At 72.2% G+C, this 20,514-nt stretch carries 16 protein-coding genes and 1 pseudogene; 7 read left to right on the top strand and 10 right to left on the bottom strand.

The annotated features are described in order from the left end of the window. Positions 1 to 188: 188 nt before the first annotated feature. Together RV983_RS02875 and RV983_RS02870 are read right to left on the bottom strand one after the other, a co-directional pair. Positions 189 to 1,925 carry an MFS transporter gene (locus RV983_RS02875; protein ID WP_475984162.1) on the bottom strand — a complete coding sequence of 579 codons (1,737 nt, stop codon included), beginning with the start codon at positions 1,923 to 1,925 and terminating at the stop codon, positions 189 to 191. Between the two features lie 459 nt (positions 1,926 to 2,384). Then, on the bottom strand, positions 2,385 to 2,537 hold the full coding sequence (locus tag RV983_RS02870; protein ID WP_475984161.1) for a hypothetical protein: 153 nt from the start codon (positions 2,535 to 2,537) through the stop codon (positions 2,385 to 2,387). On the opposite strand from RV983_RS02870, the pseudogene RV983_RS02865 reads away from it, so the two are divergent. Then, positions 2,488 to 3,024, top strand: a pseudogene (locus RV983_RS02865) (TetR/AcrR family transcriptional regulator); the annotation flags it as partial. The gene RV983_RS02870 and the pseudogene RV983_RS02865 sit on opposite strands and share 50 nt — an antisense overlap. Before the next feature lie 113 nt (positions 3,025 to 3,137). On the opposite strand, the gene RV983_RS02860 reads toward RV983_RS02865, so the two are convergent. Then, positions 3,138 to 3,386: an SCO5918 family protein gene (locus tag RV983_RS02860; protein ID WP_475984160.1), complete on the bottom strand. Its 249-nt coding sequence runs from the start codon at positions 3,384 to 3,386 to the stop codon at positions 3,138 to 3,140. Between the two features lie 302 nt (positions 3,387 to 3,688). On the opposite strand from RV983_RS02860, the gene RV983_RS02855 reads away from it, so the two are divergent. Together RV983_RS02855 and RV983_RS02850 are read left to right on the top strand one after the other, a co-directional pair. After that, a complete protein-coding gene (locus tag RV983_RS02855; protein WP_037915390.1) occupies positions 3,689 to 3,892 on the top strand; it encodes a cold-shock protein in 204 nt (67 codons plus the stop codon). Positions 3,893 to 4,050: 158 nt separating this feature from the next. Continuing rightward, positions 4,051 to 4,422, top strand: a complete 372-nt coding sequence (locus RV983_RS02850; protein ID WP_475984159.1) for a ClpX C4-type zinc finger protein — start codon at positions 4,051 to 4,053, stop codon at positions 4,420 to 4,422. Between the two features lie 25 nt (positions 4,423 to 4,447). On the opposite strand, the gene RV983_RS02845 is transcribed toward RV983_RS02850, so the two are convergent. Further along, positions 4,448 to 4,870, bottom strand: a complete 423-nt coding sequence (locus RV983_RS02845) for a hypothetical protein (protein WP_475984158.1) — start codon at positions 4,868 to 4,870, stop codon at positions 4,448 to 4,450. A gap of 636 nt (positions 4,871 to 5,506) precedes the next feature. Here RV983_RS02845 and RV983_RS02840 point away from each other — a divergent pair. After that, positions 5,507 to 6,001: a hypothetical protein gene (locus RV983_RS02840; RefSeq protein WP_475984157.1), complete on the top strand. Its 495-nt coding sequence runs from the start codon at positions 5,507 to 5,509 to the stop codon at positions 5,999 to 6,001. A gap of 126 nt (positions 6,002 to 6,127) precedes the next feature. Here the strand turns inward: RV983_RS02840 and RV983_RS02835 are convergent, their stop codons facing one another. The 4 genes from RV983_RS02835 to RV983_RS02820 form a co-directional block, all read right to left on the bottom strand. Continuing rightward, positions 6,128 to 7,288, bottom strand: coding sequence for a methyltransferase (locus tag RV983_RS02835; RefSeq protein ID WP_475984156.1), 1,161 nt, complete (start codon positions 7,286 to 7,288; stop codon positions 6,128 to 6,130). A 69-nt stretch (positions 7,289 to 7,357) separates the two neighbouring features. Further along, the gene (locus tag RV983_RS02830) at positions 7,358 to 9,679 is read right to left on the bottom strand and encodes a SpoIIE family protein phosphatase (protein WP_475984155.1); all 2,322 of its coding nucleotides are present in this window, start codon (positions 9,677 to 9,679) and stop codon (positions 7,358 to 7,360) included. 161 nt (positions 9,680 to 9,840) lie between these two features. Continuing rightward, on the bottom strand, positions 9,841 to 11,415 hold the full coding sequence (locus RV983_RS02825) for a serine/threonine-protein kinase (RefSeq protein ID WP_475984154.1): 1,575 nt from the start codon (positions 11,413 to 11,415) through the stop codon (positions 9,841 to 9,843). A gap of 264 nt (positions 11,416 to 11,679) precedes the next feature. After that, positions 11,680 to 12,240: an NADPH-dependent FMN reductase gene (locus RV983_RS02820; protein WP_475990205.1), complete on the bottom strand. Its 561-nt coding sequence runs from the start codon at positions 12,238 to 12,240 to the stop codon at positions 11,680 to 11,682. Between the two features lie 348 nt (positions 12,241 to 12,588). Here RV983_RS02820 and RV983_RS02815 point away from each other — a divergent pair, with 348 nt between their 5' ends. From RV983_RS02815 to RV983_RS02805, 3 genes are read left to right on the top strand one after another with little or no spacing between them, the layout of a single operon-like run. After that, positions 12,589 to 13,311, top strand: coding sequence for an FAD binding domain-containing protein (locus RV983_RS02815; RefSeq protein ID WP_475984153.1), 723 nt, complete (start codon positions 12,589 to 12,591; stop codon positions 13,309 to 13,311). Between the two features lie 14 nt (positions 13,312 to 13,325). Then, positions 13,326 to 13,760, top strand: a complete 435-nt coding sequence (locus RV983_RS02810) for a protein-tyrosine phosphatase family protein (protein ID WP_475984152.1) — start codon at positions 13,326 to 13,328, stop codon at positions 13,758 to 13,760. Between the two features lie 56 nt (positions 13,761 to 13,816). Further along, positions 13,817 to 14,182, top strand: a complete 366-nt coding sequence (locus RV983_RS02805; protein WP_475984151.1) for a YciI family protein — start codon at positions 13,817 to 13,819, stop codon at positions 14,180 to 14,182. 326 nt (positions 14,183 to 14,508) lie between these two features. Here the strand turns inward: RV983_RS02805 and RV983_RS02800 are convergent, their stop codons facing one another. Both RV983_RS02800 and RV983_RS02795 read right to left on the bottom strand, forming a co-directional pair. After that, entirely contained in the window at positions 14,509 to 17,514 is a 3,006-nt protein-coding gene (locus tag RV983_RS02800; RefSeq protein WP_475984150.1) for a glycoside hydrolase family 2 TIM barrel-domain containing protein, read from the bottom strand. A 215-nt stretch (positions 17,515 to 17,729) separates the two neighbouring features. After that, entirely contained in the window at positions 17,730 to 20,468 is a 2,739-nt protein-coding gene (locus RV983_RS02795; protein WP_475984149.1) for a glycoside hydrolase family 38 N-terminal domain-containing protein, read from the bottom strand. Positions 20,469 to 20,514 lie beyond the last annotated feature (46 nt).

Raw genomic sequence — 20,514 nt, 5'->3', positions numbered from 1 at the left:
CGCTCACGCCCTTGCCGCCGGCCCCTGTCCGCCGTGCATGTCACCGCCGTGCTCCCCGAAGCCGGCGAGCACCGCATGCGGCGCTGCCTGACCCGCCGGGCCCGGGCGGCGCCGCACTCCCGGTGACGCGAAAGGCGGCCGGGCGCCCATGGCACACCAGCCGCCGTCGCTTCACGTCCGGATCCGGATCAGGCGGTGACCGTCTCGCCGGGGAGCGACAGGTCCAGGTCGACGAGCCGTTCGTGGCCCGGGTGGTTCGCCGAGGAGGCCAGCGGGCCGTGCCCGGCGGCGCGCGCGGCCAGGACGTAGTGGCCCTCGGCCGGGACGGTGAGGGTGTACGTGCCGTCGTCGCCCGATATCGTCGCGCCCGCCTGACGGCCGCGGCGGTCGATCAGCGTGACCTTGGCGCGGGCGACAGGCGCGCCGCCGGCGGCCAGCACCCGGCCGTGGAAGCCTCGCAGGACCACCTCGGCGTTCGCCAGGCCGGCCTTTTCCTCGCTGCCGGCACGCAGCTGGAGTGAGGCCGCACGCCGTCCCGGCAGGCCCAGGGCGAGGAGCACGCCGACGGCGACCGCGCCGGTGGCGATGACGAACGACACGCGGAAGCCGTGCATGGTCGGGATGGCGAGGCCGTTCGCGTGGTCCGCGGTGTTGGCGAGCACCATGCCGATCACGGCACTCGACACCGAGGTGCCGATGGACCGCATCAGGGTGTTGAGACCGTTGGCCGCGCCCGTCTCGGAGGCCGGGACGGCGCTGACGATCAGCGCGGGCAGAGAGGAGTACGCCAGGCCGATGCCGGCACCCAGCACCACCGCGGTGATCACGGTCTGCCATGCCGCGCTCATCAGCCCGAGGCCGCCGCCGTAGCCGATCGCGATGATCAGCATGCCGAGGATCAGGGTGACCTTCGGCCCGAAGCGGGCGGAGAGCCGGGCGTAGACCGGAGCCGTCAGCATCATCGTCAGGCCCAGGGGGGCCACGCACAGGCCCGCGACGACCATCGACTGCCCGAGGCCGTAGCCGGTGGCGGCCGGCAGCTGAAGCAGCTGGGGGAGGACCAGCGAGACCACGTAGAAGCTGACGCCGACCATGATCGAGGCCAGGTTGGTGAGGAGCACTTCGCGGCGTGCGGTGGTGCGCAGGTCGACCAGCGGTGCCTTCACCCGCAGCTCCATCAGGCCCCACAGCAGCAGGATGACGACGGCCGCGCCGAACAGGCCGAGCGTGGTGCCGGAGGACCAGCCCCAGTCGCTGCCCTTGGTGATCGGCAGCAGGAGCAGCACCAGGCCGGTGGCCAGGCCGATGGCCCCGGGCAGGTCGAAGGAGCCCTTCGCCCGCATCGGCGACTCGGGGACGACGATCAGGGTGAGCGCGATCGCGATGACGCCCAGAGCGGCGGCGGCGTAGAAGAGGGCGTGCCAGTCGGTGTGCTGCGCGATCAGGGCCGCGCCGGGCAGCGCGAGGCCGCCGCCGACACCGATCGAGGAACTCATCAGGGCCATCGCCGAGCCGAGTCGCTCGCGCGGCAGCATGTCGCGCATCAGCCCGATGCCGAGCGGGATCGCGCCCATGGCGAAGCCCTGGAGCGTGCGGCCCACGATCATCGTGAGCAGGTCGCTGGTGACGGCGCTGATCAGGGCGCCGACCACCATGATCGCGAGGCTGATGATCAGCAGACGGCGCTTGCCGTAGAGGTCGCCGAGACGGCCCATGATCGGGGTGGCCACGGCACCGGAGAGCAGCGTCGAGGTCAGAACCCACGTGGCGTTGGTGGGAGCGGTGTCCAGCAGTTGCGGCAGGTCTTTGATGACGGGGACCAGCAGCGTCTGCATGACCGCGACAACGATGCCTGCGAAGGCCAGAACGGGGACGACGGCCGCGGTGGTTCTCCGCGTGGGCTGGTCGGTCGTCGTGAGGGTCATTGAGAGGGGCCTCCGGGCAGGGAAGAGGACATGGCGTCGTTCGTCACGCCACCTCTCGTGGCAACCCGTATGTCGAGGCAACTATTCCGACGCCTGGGACGGCATCGCGGGCGGCGGAGCGGCGGGCTTCCCGCAGGCTCGCCGGGCGGACCGTGCGCGAGGTCCCGCGGGCTGTGGGCCCCCGCCACCGTGCCGTGGCGGGGGCCCCATGGCGTGAGGGCTGTGGCGGGTTCCGCACCACGGCTCTCCGCGCGCCTTCAGCCTGCCCCGGGCCTGCCGGGGCCGCGCGCGGGGCGGGTCCTCCCCGGTGACGCGGGCGGGCGGGGGGACGAGGCGGCCCGGCGCGCGCGACCGGCACCGGGCCGCGGTCGTCTCCGCGGTGGCCGCCATGACCGACCGGCTGCTGCCCCACCCCTGACCCCCACCCCGGACCCGGCTCACCGCCTCCGTGCCTGCGGCTCAGTCCATCGCGGACAGGTGGCCGGCGATCGCGGCGAGCACGGCAGCGCCGCGGTCGGCGGAGGCGTCGCCGGCCCAGCAGACATAGCCGTCGGGGCGGAGCTTCAGCCAGGTCTCGGTGGCCCAGGTGGCTGAGGCGGCCGAGGTGTCCAAGCGCACGCTCTTCGCCTACTTCCCGACCAAGGAAGACCTCGTGGTGCACCGCCTCGCCGACCACGAGACCGAGATCGCGCGCGTCGTGCGGGCCCGTCCGCCGCGCACCGCCCCGCTGGCCGCGGTGCGCGAGCACTTCCTGGAGGGGCTGCGCGAGCGCGACCCGATCACCGGGCTCAACGACCATCCCCAGGTGCGGAGGGTCCACCGGATGATCCTCGACGCCCCCTCGCTGGTGGCCCGGATGGAACGGTTCAAGACCGGCGCCGAACGCGCACTGGCCGAGGCGTTGACGGAGACGGCGGACATCCGGGAGCTCACGGCACGACTGGCCGCCGTCCAGATCGTCGCGGTCCACTGGACGCTTGCGCAGGACAACGCCGAACGGGTGGCCCGCGGAGAGCCGGCCGACGCGCGGTACGCGAGCGCCGACGCGGAGCACGCGTTCGCGCTGCTGGAGAACGGATTGCGGCAACTGTCCCCGTGAGCGGGGACGTGCGGCATCCGGGCGGCGAGCGCCCGAGCAAGCCGATGGGGCGCACGGGGCGGATGAGCCGAGGCTCGCCGACCGTGACGCCCGGTGGTACTCCCCGGGTGCGCTCAGACCTCGGCGGGGGGAGCGGGGTGGCAGGTGAATCCGAGGCGCCTCATGGCCCGGGTGACCTCCGCCGCGGTGAAGTCCCGCCGGTCCTGGCGGGTGATCACCGCACCCACCTGCTTGACGGGGTAGGCGCTCTGGCCGATGACGACGCACTCGCCGGCGGCGGGTTCGGGAGCGATGCCGCTCATGGCCCGCTGCACCTCGCTCGCGGTAAGGTCGAAGGGGTAACCGGCGATGATGCAGCGCACTGGGTCTCCACACGGTGGGCGGATGGGCTGGCACAGCCAGCCTTGCACATTACGACGCTCAGAACGACAGGGCGGGACGGGATCCGGCATGAACCTTCCTCGTCGTGCCTCCCGCCCCGGCTTGAATTCTGTGTTAGGTTAGTTGCGTTGCAGTTTTGGTACCCATGAACTTTATGTGCGCCTGACGGGATGTGACCCTCAGGTGCATTTTTGTTTTTCCGGTCCTTCCGGAGGGTCATTGCGGCGACAGAAGTCCGCACAGTGCGGGCTTGGTGTACTGCTCCCGAAGGAGATGTTTCATCATGGCAACTGGCACCGTGAAGTGGTTCAACGCGGAAAAGGGTTTCGGCTTCATCGAGCAGGACGGCGGCGGCGCTGACGTCTTCGCCCACTACTCGAACATCGCGACCCAGGGCTTCCGTGAGCTGCAGGAAGGCCAGAAGGTCAGCTTCGACGTCACGCAGGGTCAGAAGGGCCCGCAGGCCGAGAACATCGTTCCCGCCTGACGCCGAAGGCATCGCATTCCGGGGCCGGCACCTGCAAAGGTGCCGGCCCCGGGCTGTTCCACGGAGCCGGCAGCCTCCGCGTGCTTTTCTGAGACCTTGTCAGGTACCGCCTGACAGCCTAGGGTTCGGGGAATCCCGACGGCTTGGAGGCGCACACCGTGACACCGTCCGACACCCTGCCGGAACTCACCCGGTGCTCCTTCTGCGGCAAACCGACCACAGAGGTCGACAAGCTGGTCGCCGGCCCCGGCGTGTACATCTGCAACGAGTGCGTGGCCCTGTCCGCCTCGATCATCGACGGGAGCCTCGGCAGCCCTGCCGGGCGGCCCGTGTCCGTCTGGGAGTCGATGACGGACGAGGAGATGCTCGGTCACATTCCGCGCGTCGCCGCCCACATCGACCAAGCCGAGGCGGACCTGCGCGCGTGGGTGCAGGAGCTGCGCCGGCGCGGCCTCACGTGGAACAGGATCGGGGAGACCCTCGGGATCACCCGCCAGTCCGCGTGGGAGCGGTTCTCCGGCGAGGAGTGATCCGCCGCCCGCCGGGCCCGGCGCCTCAGCGGAAGTCCCCGGGCGTGTAGGCGTCGGTCCAGCGGGAGTAGATCGCGCGGTCCGACGGGGAGAAGGACGCGTTCAGGATCCGGTACTGCCGGTAGAAGTGGCGTCCCTGGTCGATCCGTACGCCCTGCACCTGGAGATCGGAATCCGGCAGTACGCGGACGCGGCCTTCCGCGCACGTGGGCTCGCAGGTGTTGATCCTCAACGTGCCCCGGCCGGTCGCCGCCGCGGACCCCCAATGGGACCAGCGCAGGCCCTCCAGGGCGACCGTGTTCGTCGCCTCGAACGTCGACGGCATGGCGGACGGCCGCTGGGCCAGGTCGTCCAGGAGCATCGGCGGATCCGGACTCGCCACGGCGGCCGCCGGTACGAGGGCGACGGCGAGTGCGATCAGGAAACACGACAGGGGACGACGCGACATGGTCCTGCCTCCCTGGACCGGCGAACCCTGGGCGCGGCAGCCACCCTGCAGCCGGTGGGGCAACGGCGCGGTTTCCGCGCCGACCGAGCCGGCCGCGGGTTCGAAGGGCCTTTCGTCCCATCGTAGGACGCACGTTCCCGTCGCGCCCGCGCGCGCTCGACACTGACCGCACGAGGCCCGCGTGGCGCGCAGCGCCCGGTGGAGGCAATCCCGCCCCGGGGCGTACGACGGGCGTCGCTCCGGTCCCGCTCAGCCCGCGCGGCGGACGGCCCGCTCGCCGTGGATCCCGGCCAGGGCGGCGTGCGGGCCGCTGTACGATGCGGCGCTGCTCTCCACTGCTCCAGGAGTCGCAGGGCGCGAGCGTGTCCCCCGTCCCGCCGCGTGCGTTGGGCCGTCCGGTGATTCTCGGCCGCCCTGCCGATCGGGTCCCGAGCCCGCCCGGCCGCGAGCCGGAGACCGTCCGCGGGGGGCCTGCGAACCCGGCTCCGCCCGCCCTGCACCGGGATCCTCGGGCCGTGACCGGTGTGGTCGTCCGCCGGTCCACCCGCGATAGTCTGGCCAACACGCCCCGTACCTCGGCCTGTCACCCAGTCCCCTCGTTGCCGTGGCCGGGCAAAGATTTGGTTGGATGCAGCCATGAGCGCAGATGATCACCAGGAATCAGGTCTTTCGAAGAGTGTGTGGAGCGACGCGGACTTCGAGGACATGTGGTGGCACTACGCCACCGTGCACGGCCTCCACGTGCAGCAGACCGACGCGGACGCCTCACGCCTCCTGCTCGACCTCGACTACATCGTCCAGTGGGTCCAGCCGCTCCCGCCGGAGAAGCACTTCACCTTCTGGGTGTCCCCGGCGACGCTGGTCTTCGACGACGTCCAGGATCTCGAGGGGGGTCTCGGGTTCAAGGGCCGGTCGCCGGACCTGGAGATCGACGCCCTGCACCGGCTGACCCCGGACGACGACCGGCAGGACCTGCCGCACTGGCACGTCGAGGGTCACGCCTTCGACCTCAGGTTCCGGGCATCCGGCTACCGGCAGTACTTCCGCCGCACGCCCCGGCTGACGTCCCGTTACTCCCTCCCGGCCGCGGACCGCGGCGGCTGCTCGTTCGACGAGGCCGCCTTCGCGTGAGCGGTGAATGCCCCGGGCGGTGGCGACGAACGTCGCGACGGTCCGGGGTCCGGTCCCCGCGTCGCTCCTTCGCCTCTGCGCGCGAGGACTGACGGTACGTTTCCCTGGGGCGCCCGGCCGGGAGCCTCAGCTCTTGACGGCCCGCAGGATCACGAACTTGGGGTCGGAGGCCACGACTTCACAGTTGCCGAACAGGCGCCGCAGGCGCACGTGGTAACCCAGGTGCCGGTTCCCGACGACCAGCAGTTCGCCGCCGGGGCGCAGCGCGTTCTTGGCGGTGTGGAACATACGGCGGGCGGTCGTGTCGGTGACCGACTGGTGGGAGTGGAACGGCGGGTTGTTGAGCACCAGGTCGGCCCCGCCGGGCGGGACCGTGGTCAGGACGTCCGCGGCGTCACCGACGAGGAACCGGGCCTTGGCCCCGGGCCCCAGGTTCTCGCGGAAGGTGGCCTCGGCGGATGCCACGGCCTGGTGCGACTCGTCGGCGAACAGCACCTCGGCGTCGGGGTTGGCGAGCGCCACCGCGGTGCCGACGACGCCGTTGCCGCAGCCCAGGTCGATCACGTTGTCGGGACCCTGCCGGGCCGGCAGGTGCCGGAGCAGGAACCGGGTGCCGATGTCGAGGTGGTCCGCGCAGAAGACACCCGCGTGATTGGTGACGGTGCGGCCCGACAGGACGCCGATGTCGTCGGGCAGCGCGTACCGCAGCGGCCACGGGTTCGTCCCGCGCCGCGCCGCGAGGTCGGGCGTGCTGAAGATCAGCCGGGCTTTGCGGACGGCCGGCGAGGTGCGGGTCGGCCCGATGATCCGTTCGAAGAGTTTCAGCGTCGAGGTGTGGATCTCGGTGACCATGCCCGTTCCCACGACGACGGTCCCGGCGTGCAGCGCGGGCGCCAGCCGGTGCAGCTGGTCCTCCAGCAGGGCGAGACTCTTGGGCACCCTGACCAGCAGGACGTCGATGCGCGCCGGCGGCTCGTCCCGCGTGGTCAGCATCCGTACCCGGGCCTGCGCCTGCGGCGGAACGTTGCGCCGCAGGTTGGCCCGCGTGGCCTGCTGACCGAGATGGGAGTCCGTGATCTGCGTCGGGCCGTGTGCGGCCAGCGCCGTTGCCAGCGCTCCCCAGCGGTCGCCCAGCACGGCGACTTCGCCCGCCGGCTCCGTTCCGCTCTCGGCCAGGTGCCGCAGCAGGTAGTCGTCCGCGGCGTCCCATGCCCGCAGCGACTCCCGAGGGTCCGCCGGGAAGCGTGTCAGTTCGAGTGCGCCCCACGGCGTGCTGAAGACGTTCATCGCCCCCTCAGCGTACGGGCTCCGCGCACCGTCACCTGCCCGCGGGCTCCGGGGCCACCGGTCAGGGCGTCAGGGTGTCGGTGCGGCCGGTGTCCGCCGCTCTGCGGGCAACTCCGCCCAGACGGTCTTTCCCCGTGCGTGATTGCGGGTGCCCCACTGGTCGGCGAGGCTCGCGACGATGAACAGCCCGCGGCCCGTCTCGTCGATGGTGCGGGCGTGCTTCACCCGGGGTGAGCTGAGTGCGCCGTCGCTGACCTCGCAGGTCAGCATCCGGTCCAGGATGAGGCGCAGGCGCAGCGGGGGAGCGCCGTAGCGGACCGCGTTGCCGACGAACTCGCTGACGATGAGTTCGGTGGTGAACGCCGTCTCCTCGTCCATGCCCCACAGCCCCATCTGCCGGTGCACCGCCGCGCGGGCGATCGGCGCGGCCTCGGCGCCCGGCGGCAGCGGGAGGGTCAGCACCCGTTCCGCGGGCAGGGCCTTCGTACGGGCGAGCAGCATCACCGTCTCGGCAGCGTCGTGGTCGTCCGCGGCCGCCGACGCGATGGTGTCGTGCAGGCCGGCCAGGGGCCGCGCGTGGGCGTCGTCCAGGAGGGGACGCAGCCGGCCGGAGGGCGCCAGGACCTGGTCCGCGAGGGCTGCCGTCGCCATGGCCAGAGTGCTTCCCTCGGGGAGGCTGAGCGTGGTCGCCGGGAACGGGGCCCTGCCCGGTCCGGTGAGCAGGGGGCCCGGGGGGACGGACAGGCCGGCCGCGGTGCCGTCGGGAAGGACCGCGACGGGTTCCGGCAGGCCGGCGCGGGCGACGGTACAGGTGAGTTCCACCGGGTCGTAGACCGCGATGAGGCAGCCGGCGGTGAGGGGAGTGTCGTGGCCGGGGGCGAACGCAGGCAGAGCGGCGTACGCGGAGGCGAGACGGGTCGCGGTGTCGCTCAGCCGGGCCAGCAACTCGTCGGGCTCGAGGTCCAGGGCGGCGAGTGTGTGGACGGCCGTGCGGAGCAGTCCCACCACGATCGCCGCCGTCATTCCCTGCCCCGCCACGTCGCCGACGACCAGCACGGTGCGTGCGCCGGGCAGCGGGATCGCGTCGAACCACCCACCCGCGTTCTCCGGATTGCGAAGGTGCAGACCGGCGATCTCCACGGTGCCCGAGGTGAGGGACCGCTGAGGGAGGAGCCTGTGCTGGACGGTCGAGGCGATGATCCACTCGCGCATGTACTGGCGGGCGTTGTTGATGCACAGCGCGGCGTGCGCGCACACCGCAGCCGCCACCTGGACGTCGTCCTCCTCGAAGGGGTCCTCGTGCATGTCGCGGAAGAAGCTGACCAGGCCCAGCACCTGGCCGCGCAACTCCAGCGGCGCCACGATCAAGGAGCGGCTGAGCGATCGCCTGATGGCATCCCCCCGGTCCGGATCGGTGTCCAGCCACCGGCTGTCCTCGTCGATCCGCAGGAGGCGCGGCCGCATGTCGGACAGGACGTGGGAGAACGGCGTGCCGGACGGCAGGGAGCGTACGTCGCCGACCGGGTGACCCGGGACGATCCCCTTGAAGGCCGCGCGGCGCAGCGGAACGTCCGGGCGAACGGGGGCGGCGGGAGGTTCCTCCCCGCGGACGACCTCGTCGACCACCTCGACGACGGCCACGCTCGCGAAGCCGGGCACCACCACCTCCACCACCTCCTGGCACACGGTGGCCACGTTCAGCAGGTGCCCCACCCGGGCGCGGACCCTGTCCAGGAACGCCAGGCGGTGCAGCGCCTTCTCCCGCTCCGTGACGTCCACGGCCGACACCACCAGGCCGAGCACAGTGCCGTCGGCGTCCTCGAGCCGGAAGTAGGAGACGGCGCGGATACGGCCCCGGGCCTGCTCCGATGCCCTGTCGCCCCGGACGAGCCGGTCCAGCACGGGCTCCCCGGTGTCGAGGACCCCTTGCGCCACGACGGTCTCGGCTTCCGGGGCCTCGAACGCGCACACCTCGGTGAAGAGCCCGCCCACCAGTCGTTCCCCGGTCACGGAACGAGGCGCGCGACGGGCGGCGCTCGCGCGCACCACGCGCAACCGGTCGTCGAGGACGTGCAGTGTCACCGGCGCATGCGTGAACAGCGCCGTCAGGACCGCCGCGTCCAGCCCCCGCACGCTCTCACCGGCAGAGAGCACCTGCCAGACCACGGATGTGCCGTGCAGCACCGGCTTGACCAGCACCCCGGGTGGGTTCGCGAGACCTTCGCGCCGCGACCGGTCGCCGCCGGGCCCGGGGGGCCCGCCCATGAGCGCCGTCACGGACCGCCCGACGGCCTCCCCGGCGGACCATCCGAACACTTCCTCCGCTGCGGGCCCCCACTCGACCACCCGGCCACTGTCATCGACGAGCGCGAGCACGTCACCGCTGGGCATGCGAATGCACCTCCGCCCCCCATGCCTGCCCGTCCCCTCCCGGCGGCAGGCATGCCCGCCCGACAGCTACACCGATCGGCTCAGCCGGTCCGCCCGGACGTCGGCCTGGTCGCGACGTCCGCGCGTGGGCGAGGGCGGATGCGACGAGGGGGCGTGGCGGGTCAGTCCTCGCCGGGCGTCTCCGCGTTCTGCCAGACGGTCACATCGACCGTGGCGTAGTAGTTGTCCGCGCTCTCGGGGGAGTAGCCCCGCACCGTGACGAGCGCGATGTGCCCGGAGGCGGTCACCACGCAGATTTGGCTGCCCTTCACCGCGTTCTCCCGTGAGATCTCCTGGGAGTACCGGGTCGCGGATCGGCACGTGGCCAGCGAACCCTTCTGGCGGCTGGTGAGCAGCACCAGGGTGTTGCCCTCGGGCGTGGCGAAGCCCCAGCTCTGCGTGACCCAGTCGGTGAAGTAGCCGAAGTCCCCCTCGTAATGCGGGCCGGACCGCGGGTGGTACGGCTTGGGCGGCAGCTCCGAAAGGGAGAAGGTGTAGCCGTCGGCCAGGTCGACCGCCTTGTAGGACTTGGACGGCGGCTCCACTACCGGTGCGACCGTCTTGGCGCCGCCGCTCTTACTGCCGCTGCCGCCACCGCCGCCGCTCGGGGCCGTCGGCAGCGAGGAGGTGTGGTCCGGCGATGTGGCCCCGCTGGGTTCGCCCGGCCGGTCCGTGGTTCTGCCGTATACAAGGAGTGCGGCGACGCACGCCGCCACCAGGCCGGCGACGACGGCCACGACGACGCCCGGTCTGGGCCCGGGGCGCGGAACGGGCGAGCGCGGTGGGGCGGGCATGGTGGTGTGGCGGTCGATGTCGGCTGCGACGGCCGGCGGGAGCCAGCCCTCGGGGCGGCGTAACTCCGTACGTGGCGACACCTGGCGGCAGATGTCGATGACCTCGTCGGGGGTGGGGCGGGCGGCCGGATCCTTTCTCAGGCACAGCCGCGCCAGTTCGGTGAGTTCACCGGGCATGTCGGAGAGCTGGGGCTCCGCGTGGACGATGCGGTAGAGGGCGGCGTGCGGGGTGCCCTCGCCGAACGCCGGCCGGCCGGTGGCGGCGTAGACGGCGACCTGGCCGAGGGCGAAGACGTCGGTCGGAGGCAGACACGGTGCGCCGGAAGCCTGCTCGGGGGTCATGAAGGCGGGGGTGCCGACGATGGCGCCGCTGCGGGTGAGCGAGGTCGCGTCGGCGGCCCGGGCGATCCCGAAGTCGATGACCCGTGGGCCGTCGGCGGCCAGCAGTACATTGGAGGGCTTCAGGTCGCGGTGCACGATGCCGACGCCGTGGATGGCCTGCAGCGCCTCGGCGATCCCGGCGACGATCAGTGCCACGGCCGGTACCGGGAACGGCCCGTGCCTGCCGACGGCCGCCTGCAGCGAGGGCCCCGCCACATATGCCGTGGCCAGCCAGGGGCGCTCCCCATCGGAGTCGCTGTCGATGACCGGCGCGGTGTAGAGGCCCTGCACCTGCTGGGCGGCCTGGACCTCGAGTTGGAACCGGCGGCGGAACTCGGGGTCCCCGGCCAGTTCCGGCCGGATCACCTTGATGGCGACCGGGCGCCCGCCGGGTGTGTACGACAGAAACACCGTCCCCATGCCGCCCTCGCCCAGCCGGGCGGCGATCCGGTACCCCGCGACGGTGGCCGGATCACCGGGGGCCAACGGCTGGAACACCGGGGTCACCCGCTCCGTCCTCATCGAACCCCCTTGATGACCGGTCCCCCCGGTACGCGCTGACGGGCGGTCCCCATACGCGCCACCGGAAAGGGCGGTGAGGGAGCCGTGCCGCAGATGCCGCCGTGCGACCAGTGTGGTCCCGGATACGAGCATCGGGCACACCGGCCGCCCGCAGCAAGAGCGCCGACGGCGGGAGTGTGTCCGGGCGGCACGTCCTGCCGAGCGCGACGGGAGAGGACCCCCGGGACGCTGCCCGTGGTCCTCTCCCGGTTCCGTGCGGCGGTGTCAGCCGGCGCGCAGCGGAGCGAGGACGTTGGCCCACCTGATGACCTGGTCGAAGGTGGTGGCGAGGGTGTCGCGCTGGCCGTCGGCGGGCTTGAAGGTGCTGAAGTTCTCGAAGTCGGTGAAGAGCGAGAGAGCGACCTGGGAGCGGACGTCGGCCATCTGGAGCTCGCCGGCGATCAGCCGCAGGTGCTCCACGGCGCGGGTGCCGCCCGTCGAGCCGTAGCTGACGAAGCCGACGGCCTTGTCGACCCACTCGGCGTGCAGGAAGTCGATGGCGTTCTTGAGCGCGCCGGGCACGGAGTGGTTGTACTCGGGGGTGACGATGACGAAGCCGTCGAAGGACGCGATCTTCTGTGCCCAGGTGTGGGTGTGGGGCTGGGAGTACTGGCCCATCGCCGGCGGGTACGCCTCGTCGAGCAGCGGCAGCTTGTAGTCCACCAGGTCCACGAGCTCGAACTCGGCGTCGGTGCGCTGCGCCGCGATCTCGTGGACCCAGCGGGCCACGGCCTCTCCGTTGCGGCCCGGGCGGGTGCTGCCGAGGATGATGCCGATCCTGGTCATGGGCGCCTCTGTTTCCTTGGTCTTGAACAGCTTGAACACGGTGCTTGCCTCGTCAAGTAGATGCTTGCGGAAAAAAAGTACGTCCCTTCTAATTGATGCGTCAAGCAAATATTTGGGCTCGACGGTGAGACGCCGGTCACGGCGGTCCCCTGGGAGCCCCGGGAGTGTGATCCCCGGTCCGGGTGCGGCGGTGCCGGGAAGGCGCGATTCGGAGGCGGCGTTGTGCGGGGCCCAACTGCCGTGCCCTGTACGCACGTCCGCATGCCGGGGGAGAATGCGCACCGTGGGCGATCGGACAGCGAAGCGATCTCCTTCCTTGCCGGCTGCCCGGAAAGCAGGTCGACTGCCGTGCTGTTGCATCTGCCCACGTCCGTGACCCAAGCCCAGGAGTGCATGGCCCGGAACGCGGTGCCCATCGGCGGGGCGACGCTCGTGTGGGCCGGCTGGCAGCGGGACGGCTTCCCCGAGCACGCCATGTCGCTGCGGGAACTGCCCGAGGCCAACGGGATCGAACGGGAAGCGCTGGGCGCGGCCGTGGTACTGCACCGGATCGACGACCGCGTGCCGGAGGCGCTGCGACGGGCAGCCGCAAGCGTGGGCACCGGAGCCGTGCGCCGCACGGCCACGGTCGGCGGCAACCTCGTCGGCAGCGCCCTGCGCTGCCTCTTGCCCGCCGCACTCGTCCTCGATGCCCGTGCCGTCACCCTGGAACCGGACGGGATCTACGAGAACGACCTTTCCGACGCGCTGACCAAGCACCACCTCCTGCTCGGCATCCGCTGGCGCGAACCGGTCGTCAGTGGCTACCGCAAGCAGCCCGCCGAGGCGGGCGGCCCGCCGCCTCTTGTCGTGGCCACCGCGGTGCACGCCGACACCGCCGGGCGTACCCGCCTCCGTGTCGCCGTCCGCGACGGCTACGACGTCCTGACCGCCACCACCGCGTGCGACACCGATGCCGAACGGGCCGCCCATGCGGTGGAGTCCACCGATGTCGGCTCACTGCCCCCCGCCGCCCGGGAGGTGGTCCGCGAACAGGTCGCGGAGATCGTCGCCCGGCTCGCGGGCGCCTGAGGGACGGTGCCGGGATGGCGGAGAGCTGGGACCCGGCGGGCGGCGGGATCGTGAGGTTTCCCTCCGGCGCGCTGGTGCGGGGCAGGGGGCTGCGTGATCCGCTGCCCGCGGGGCCGGTGCCGTCGTTCGCCGTGTACCTGCTGGGCAGGCAGCCGCCGCCGACCGCATGGGACGCCCGGTGGCTGCGCTGGCCCGACTTCCGGCTTCCCCGGGACCACCGGGAGGCGCGGGACCTCTTGCGCGAGGCCCTGACCCGGGCAGCGGACGAACGTGTCGAGATCGCCTGCGGCGGCGGTTACGGCCGGACGGGGACGGCACTGGCGTGCATGGCGGTCCTCGACGGAGTGCCGGCCGGCCGGGCGGTGGCGTTCGTCCGCCGGTGCTACGACCACCGTGCGGTCGAAACCCCGTGGCAGCGCCGGTTCGTGCGCCGCTTCCAGGAACTGTGACGGGCCGTCCGCCTCAGTCGCCCACTCCCGGCCGCGTACGGTGTCAGTGTGGTGGCATGAAGTACATGGTGCTGATGTACGCCGATCCCGCGGCGACCGAGGCGATGTCCGCGACGCAGCGCGCCGAGGTGTTCCGCAGGCACGAAGCTCTCCACCAGTACCTGGCGGGCTCCGGCGAGATGATGAACGGGGCCGGACTGTCCTACCCGAAGGACACCACGACGATCCGGTGGCACGGGGACGGATCGGCCACGACGGACGGGCCGTTCACGGGGGCGACCGAACAGCTCACCGCGTACTACGTGATCGAATGCGCGAGCCTGGAGCGGGCGCGGGAGATCGCCGTACGCGTCGTGGACTTCCATGTGGTCGCGGTCGAAGTGCGGCCCGTACACGACTCGTTCGGCACGGACGAGAGCTGATCCACCCGCACCCCTCCCGTTCTTGCCCGGTCATGCAGGTACCTCCACGGCTCGGCCCGCAACCAGGTTCCCCTCTCCTTGGACGACCTGCCCAAGCTGCCGCCCAAGGAGGCCACCGCGTCCACCTGGGTGCTGGGTACGACCGGGACCCCCGCGGTGATCGCGGTGATGATCGCCGGCTACTGGCTCTCCGGGACACTCGCCCGCCGTCGTGCCGCAGCCGCCTCCACCGCGGTTCCGGCCGGCGTACTCGTCGGGGCCCGACGCCCCGCCGGACAAAAAGGGGCGCCCGCTGCGCGCGGGCGCCCCTCGTCGTTCCTCTCCGGTCACGCACCTGCCGCGATGCGCAGCCTGATCGTGCGGGACTCCGGCCGGAGCGCGAACTGCGGCCATACGTCCGGCCCGCACGCCCGTGAGCCCAGCCCGTGCTGTGCCGCGTCGATGAAGAGGTGACTCGTCGTCGAGTCCGGCAGCTCGAAGGGGTGTGCGGCCCGGGCGATCTGCTGCGGGGTGTGACGGCTCAGCGTGAAGCCGGGGCGGCGCCCACGCGCGTCCGGGACTGCCGTGACGCGCAGCACCTCGCCGCCCGCGCTCGTCAGCGACAACTCCCGCACCTGGGAACGATGACCGGTCTCCTGGGGCCGCGCGTAGTCGACGGACAGGTCGCGAACGGTGGAGGAGAAACGACCGGTGCGCGCCGCTCGCATGCTGTCCGGGTAGGACTCCAGCGGTCCGAGGCCGAACCACGCGGCGCCGTCGACGGGAGCGGCGCCGTCGGGCAGGTCGAAACGGATCCCGATCCGCGGCCACACCGTCGACCAGCCGCGCGAGGGCTCGATCTCCACGCGCAGGTCGAGTTCGCCGCCCTCGACCGACCAGACGGTCTCCACCGTCACCGACAGGGCGGCGTCCGCCGCCGAGACCTTGGCGACGGTGCGCAGCGCCCCGTCGGCGTGCTCCACGGACACCAGCCGCGAGGTCAGCCGGTCGAGACCGTCGCGACGCCACAGTTCGGCGTGGGAGACCCCGGCGATGCCGGTGTCGCTCTCCTCGTTCTCACCGGACGTGCCCTCGTCGTTGTCGGTGGGGGCACGGAACAGCTCCAGTCGCGGGCCCGCCACGTCGCGGCCGGCGAGGCGCACGAGGGATCCGCCCTCGAACTCCGCGATGCCGAGCGTCAGGGTGCCGTCACCCGGCCGCCGGCCGGTGCGCGGCCGGACGGCCGGCGCCGGACGCCGCGCCGAACGGTCCAGCTGGGCGGTCGCGATCACATGCCCCGCGCCTGCCCAGGCGGTCCCGGCCGCCAGTACCGCGTCGATGGTGAGCCAGGTCTCCGCGTCCTGCGCCACCGCGATCTGCGGCAGCGGCACACGCACCGACACGCCCGCCGCGACGACCGGCACCTCCAGGTCCCCGGAGTCCACGAGCGTGCCGTCGTGCTCGACGCGCCAGCGGAAGCGCAGGTCGGAGGTGTCGGCCGAGTGCCGCAGGTTGGTGATCGCGACGTGGTCGCCGTCGAGCAGGTCGAAGCTGTGGAGCCCGCCGAAGGTGAAGCGGACCGGCTGCACGACGGCCTTGTACTCGTGCAGGCCCGGAGTCGCGACGTCGTCGCTGAGCAGCATGCCGTCCATGACGAAGTTGCCGTCGTGCACGACCTCGCCGAAGTCGCCGCCGTACGCGTAGTAGGGCGTGCCGTCCGGGGCCGTCGTCAGGATGCCGTGGTCGCGCCACTCCCATACGAAGCCGCCGTGCAGCCGCGGATGCCGGTGCACCAGCTCCTCGTACTGGTCGAGCGCTCCCGGGCCGTTGCCCATCGCGTGGGCGTACTCGCAGAGCAGGAACGGCTTGGTGCGCTGCCGGGCGCCCTGCGCGGGCGAGCAGTTCAGCAGCGGTGCCTGTGAGCCGTCGGTGCCTATCTGCTCGGACTCGGGCACCGTCGCGTACATGCGTGAGTAGACGTCGGTGTACTCGCCGGCGTGGTCGCCCTCGTAGTGCACGGGCCGTTCGGGGTCGCGGGCGTGGACCCACGCGGACATCGCCGCGAGGTTGGAACCGGTTCCGGCCTCGTTGCCGAGCGACCACATGATGATGCTGGGGTGGTTCTTGTCCCGCTCGACGGTGCGCTCGATGCGGTCGAGGTAGGCGGCGCGCCACGCCGGGTCGTCGCTGGGATTGCCCACCCAGCCGAGCTTGTCGAAGCCGTGCGTCTCCAGGTCGCATTCGAGCATGACCCAGAACCCGAGTTCGTCGGCGAGGTCGAGCAGTCGCGGGTGCGGCGGGTAGTGGCTGGTGCGGATCGCGTTCACATTGAACCGCTTCATGCGCGCCAGGTCCTCGCGGGCGTGCTCCTCGTCGAAGACGCGGCCGCGCTCGGGGTGGGTCTCGTGGCGGTTCATCCCGTGGAAGACGACGCGGCGGCCGTTGACCAGGAACCGGTCGCCCCGGATCTCGACCGTGCGGAACCCCAGGCGCAGGGCGATGCTCTCCGCGGCCGTCGACACGGTCACGTCGTACAGGCGCGGCCGCTCCGCCGACCAGGGCTCCACGGCGTCGATGCCGAACGGGGCCACCTCGTCCGCCGAAGCCCACACCTTCTCGATGCCGAGTTCGGGGACGCGCAGGGTGACCGGGAACGCCGCCGCCCCGGCGGTGATCTCCGGCTCGATCCGTCCGCGTCCGCCGTCGAAACCGGTGCGCAGCCAGACGTCCTCGATGCCGCCGGCCGGGCGCGCGACGAGGGTGACGTCGCGGAAGATGCCCGGCAGCCACCACTGGTCCTGGTCCTCGACGTAGCTGGCCGCCGACCACTGGTGCACGCGCACGGCGATCACGTTGCCGCCCGGGCGCACGGACGAGGTCACGTCGAACTCGTGGGCCAGCCGGCTGCCACTGGCGCCGCCGATCTCGTGGCCGTTCACCCACACCTTGAAGAGCGACTCGACACCGTCGAAGCGCAGCACGACGCGCTCGGCCGCCGACCAGTCGGCGGGCACCTCGAAGTGGCGGCGGTAGTCGCCGGTGGGGTTCTCGTCCGGGACATGCGGCGGGTCGATCGGGAAGGGGTACTGCACGTTGGTGTAGATCGGCCGGCCGTGGGCTCCGTCGCCCTGGAGCACCCAGTGGGAGGGCACCGGGATGCTGTCCCAGCCGCTGTCGTCGAAGCCTTCGGCCGCGAAGTCCTCTGCCACCGGCACCGTGGGCGACAGGTGGAAACGCCAGTTCCCGTTCAGCGACCGGTAAGGGGCGTCGGAGTGCAGCCACGAGCGTGCCGGGCGCAGCGCGCCACGCCCGGGCGCGGTGTCCGTAACGTACGCGGAAATGGGGGAGGGCACGAGGTCACAACTCTTTCTTGCTCACAAAAGGATCCGGACGCCGGACGGGGTGCGCCGACCCGGTGACCGGGGCGCGGTGGCCCCGGTCACCCGGTGTCGTGCGGAGCAGGCCGGCTCTGGGGAAGAGGGACGAACTCAGGGGCGTTCGCCTGTGCCGTGGATCACGAATCTGTCGGTCACCGTGACGTCGTCCTTCGCGTGCGCTTGCCGTGCCCCTACCGGACCACGACCGTGCGGATCTCCCAGGGCCCGAGGGCGAGTTCGAGGTCGCCCTCGGCCTGGGTCGTGGACAGCGGCCGCCCGAGCAGATCGACCGTGGTGGCTTCGGTGAACGCGCCGGTCACGCGGGCGGTGGATCCCGTGTCGCCCATCGCCACCAGGCGCACCTCGGTGCCGGCCGCGCGATCGTCGCCGGTGACGCGGCGGATGCCGGAGACGAGGACGTCCGCACCCTCGACCCGCAGGCCGGTGGCGTCGGGGGGCAGCTGGCCCCCGGCGGGCGCGGTCCCGCGGGTGACCAGCACGTCGTTGCGGAACTCCTCGGCGAGCGCGACCGCGTGGGCACCCTGCCAGCCGGTCGCCGAGGGCACGACGGCGAAGCGGTTCTCGATGCGCACACCGAGATCCTGAGCGCCCGGCACCGGGATCTCGCTCGCCGCGGGCTCGTCGCGCAGCGGGTGGATGTTGACGCTGATCGAGCCGATCGCGCGCAGCAGGGTGATGGCGAGTTCGGAGCCGTCGGAGACGAGTTCGTACTCGCTGGAGTGGTCGAGCAGGACGTTGGCGGCTCCGGCCGACACGAACTCGGTCGCGGGGAAGGTCGGGATCGGGTACTCGCCCCAACCGCCCTCGGAGGTCAGCCCGCGCTCGGTGACGGCGAACTGCCCGGCCGCGGCGGAGGTCGTCGCCGGCTCCGGCAGCGGCACGTGGAAGCGCAGCCGGTGGTCGGCGGACTGGTTCAGGAAGGACGTCGAGACGCGCACGAACGGCTCGCCCGCACGCACCTCCACGAGGGTCTCCACCGGGGTCGGCACCGTCCGGGCGCTGCGGATGTCGCGCTCGGAGGAGAGCTCGGCGGGCCACTCGTAGACGCGGGTGACACGGATCCTCGAACGCAGCGGGCCGTCCTCGAGGAGTTCGACGGTGACGTCCGCCGGCTCCGAGACGAGCACGTCCTGCGCCGGGGGAGCGTAGTTGTAGCTGTCGCCTCGGTCACCGCCGTCGACGAGGCGGCCGACTCCGCGCAGCACGGTGCCGTCGGCCCCGGTCACGTCCAGGGTGCCGTCGGCGGCGACCGCCACCTCGACCAGGCCGTTCGACAGCGTGCGGTCCGTCGCCGTCGCCGGGGCGTAGGCCGTCGGCCGCGGGGCGGTGCGCTCGGTGGGGGCGACGCGGAAACCGGCGAGCCCGGAGGCGGGGACGTGCACGGGCACCAGCGCGGTCGCGCGGGCCTCCTCCAGCGTGAGCACCCGCCACTCACCGGGATGCGCGGCGGCCGCCGCGGCGACCTCCCGGCGCAGGATCAGCAGGTCGAACGGCCCGCTGGTCGGGACCTCGGCGAGGTGGAAGACCAGCGAACCCGCGGTGAGCTCGTAGTGGTCGATCAGCCGGCCGAAGAGCTCGCGGCGGTGGATGCGGCGCAGTACGCGCTCCAGCTGCGAGGCGTCCATGCGCTCGTCGCTGAGCACGGTCGGGGCCTGGGAGATCAGCTGCACGGGGTGCGCCGAGCCGTCGGCGGCGGTCGCGACGAGATGGGTGCCCTCGGGCGGGGCCACGACATCCACCTCGGCCAGGGCCGTGCGCGGGAACGGCAGCGGGTTGGCGACCAGGTAGCCGTCGCTCGGCATCAGGGCGGCGGGCTCGGCCAGGGCCGCGTCCCGCACCGCGCGTGCGGCCTGCGCGGCCTCGGCCAGACGCGCCTCGACCTGGTCGGAGGTCTCGTCGGTGCCGGAGCCGACGACGGAGTCGTGCGCGGACGACTCGATGATCTTGTGCCAGGCGAGCGAGAGGAACGCCGAGTCGTCCCGCCGGGACCACAGGGCGTTCACCCGCTCGGCGTGGTCGACGGTCCGCTCGGCGGCGGCCATCCGCTGCTTGAGCGCGAGCCGTACGGAGAGCACGCCCGGCAGGATGTTGCCGCGCACGTGGCTGCGCAGCTCACCGGTGACGACGGCGGAGACCTCGTCGCGCACGTGCTCGCGGATGTACTCGTCGAGCGTCGCGATGGTGATGGCCCGCTCGTCGCTGGAGGCGCGCCGCAGCCAGGCCGCCAGCTGCGGGTCGGGCGCGTTGTGGTCGGTGCCGGCCATCGCGAGCACCGGGTCGTTGCCCCAGCGCCCGGCCGTCATCTGCGCGTACTCCCCGAGCGCGCGCCTGATCTGGTCGGGGACCAGCAGGACGTCGAGGCCGTTGTCGTAGCCGTCGAAGAGGAACTCGGTGCGCACCTCGGAGCCGTCGGGAGCGCGCCAGCGGAAGGCGTGGCCGTCGACGGAGCCGGGAACGCCGCGCCACAGCGCCGCGTGCTCGATTCCGGCGCGCGCCAGGATCTGCGGCATCTGCGCGACATGGCCGAACATGTCCGGCAGGTAGCCGATCGGCATGGAGCCGCCGAGCTCGGCCGCCGCCGCCCAGCCCATCTGGAGGTTGCGCACGATGGTCTCGCCGGAGCAGAGGAACTCGTCGAGCAGGATGAGCCACGGTCCGATGGCGAGCCGGCCGTCGGCGACCAGGGCCTTGACCCGGTCGCGGTTCTCCGGCCGCATTTCCAGGTAGTCCTCGATCGCGGCCATCTGCCCGTCGACGGTGAACCGGAAGTCCGGGTTCGCCTCGGCCGTCTCCAGCACGGTGTCGAGAGCGGTGACGAGCCGGTGCCGGAACACCTGGAAGGGCTCGTACCACTCGCGGTCCCAGTGGAAATGGGGGACGAAAACGGCGGAGTCGGCGGAGTTGTGCATAGCGCGGAGGACCTTCTGTTGCGGGTGACAGGAAAGGCGGGGGAGC

The organism is Streptomyces sp. RLA123, from assembly GCF_056270165.1.
This window is presented reverse-complemented; position numbering and strand designations above follow the sequence as displayed.

Coding starts and splice junctions, on each gene's coding strand:
- RV983_RS02875 (WP_475984162.1), bottom strand. CDS start 1,925: ATGACCCTCACGACGACCGACCAGCCCACGCGGAGAACCACCGCGGCC.
- RV983_RS02855 (WP_037915390.1), top strand. CDS start 3,689: ATGGCAACTGGCACCGTGAAGTGGTTCAACGCGGAAAAGGGTTTCGGC.
- RV983_RS02845 (WP_475984158.1), bottom strand. CDS start 4,870: ATGTCGCGTCGTCCCCTGTCGTGTTTCCTGATCGCACTCGCCGTCGCC.
- RV983_RS02840 (WP_475984157.1), top strand. CDS start 5,507: ATGAGCGCAGATGATCACCAGGAATCAGGTCTTTCGAAGAGTGTGTGG.
- RV983_RS02835 (WP_475984156.1), bottom strand. CDS start 7,288: ATGAACGTCTTCAGCACGCCGTGGGGCGCACTCGAACTGACACGCTTC.
- RV983_RS02830 (WP_475984155.1), bottom strand. CDS start 9,679: ATGCCCAGCGGTGACGTGCTCGCGCTCGTCGATGACAGTGGCCGGGTG.
- RV983_RS02825 (WP_475984154.1), bottom strand. CDS start 11,415: ATGAGGACGGAGCGGGTGACCCCGGTGTTCCAGCCGTTGGCCCCCGGT.
- RV983_RS02820 (WP_475990205.1), bottom strand. CDS start 12,240: ATGACCAGGATCGGCATCATCCTCGGCAGCACCCGCCCGGGCCGCAAC.
- RV983_RS02810 (WP_475984152.1), top strand. CDS start 13,326: ATGGCGGAGAGCTGGGACCCGGCGGGCGGCGGGATCGTGAGGTTTCCC.
- RV983_RS02805 (WP_475984151.1), top strand. CDS start 13,817: ATGAAGTACATGGTGCTGATGTACGCCGATCCCGCGGCGACCGAGGCG.
- RV983_RS02795 (WP_475984149.1), bottom strand. CDS start 20,468: ATGCACAACTCCGCCGACTCCGCCGTTTTCGTCCCCCATTTCCACTGG.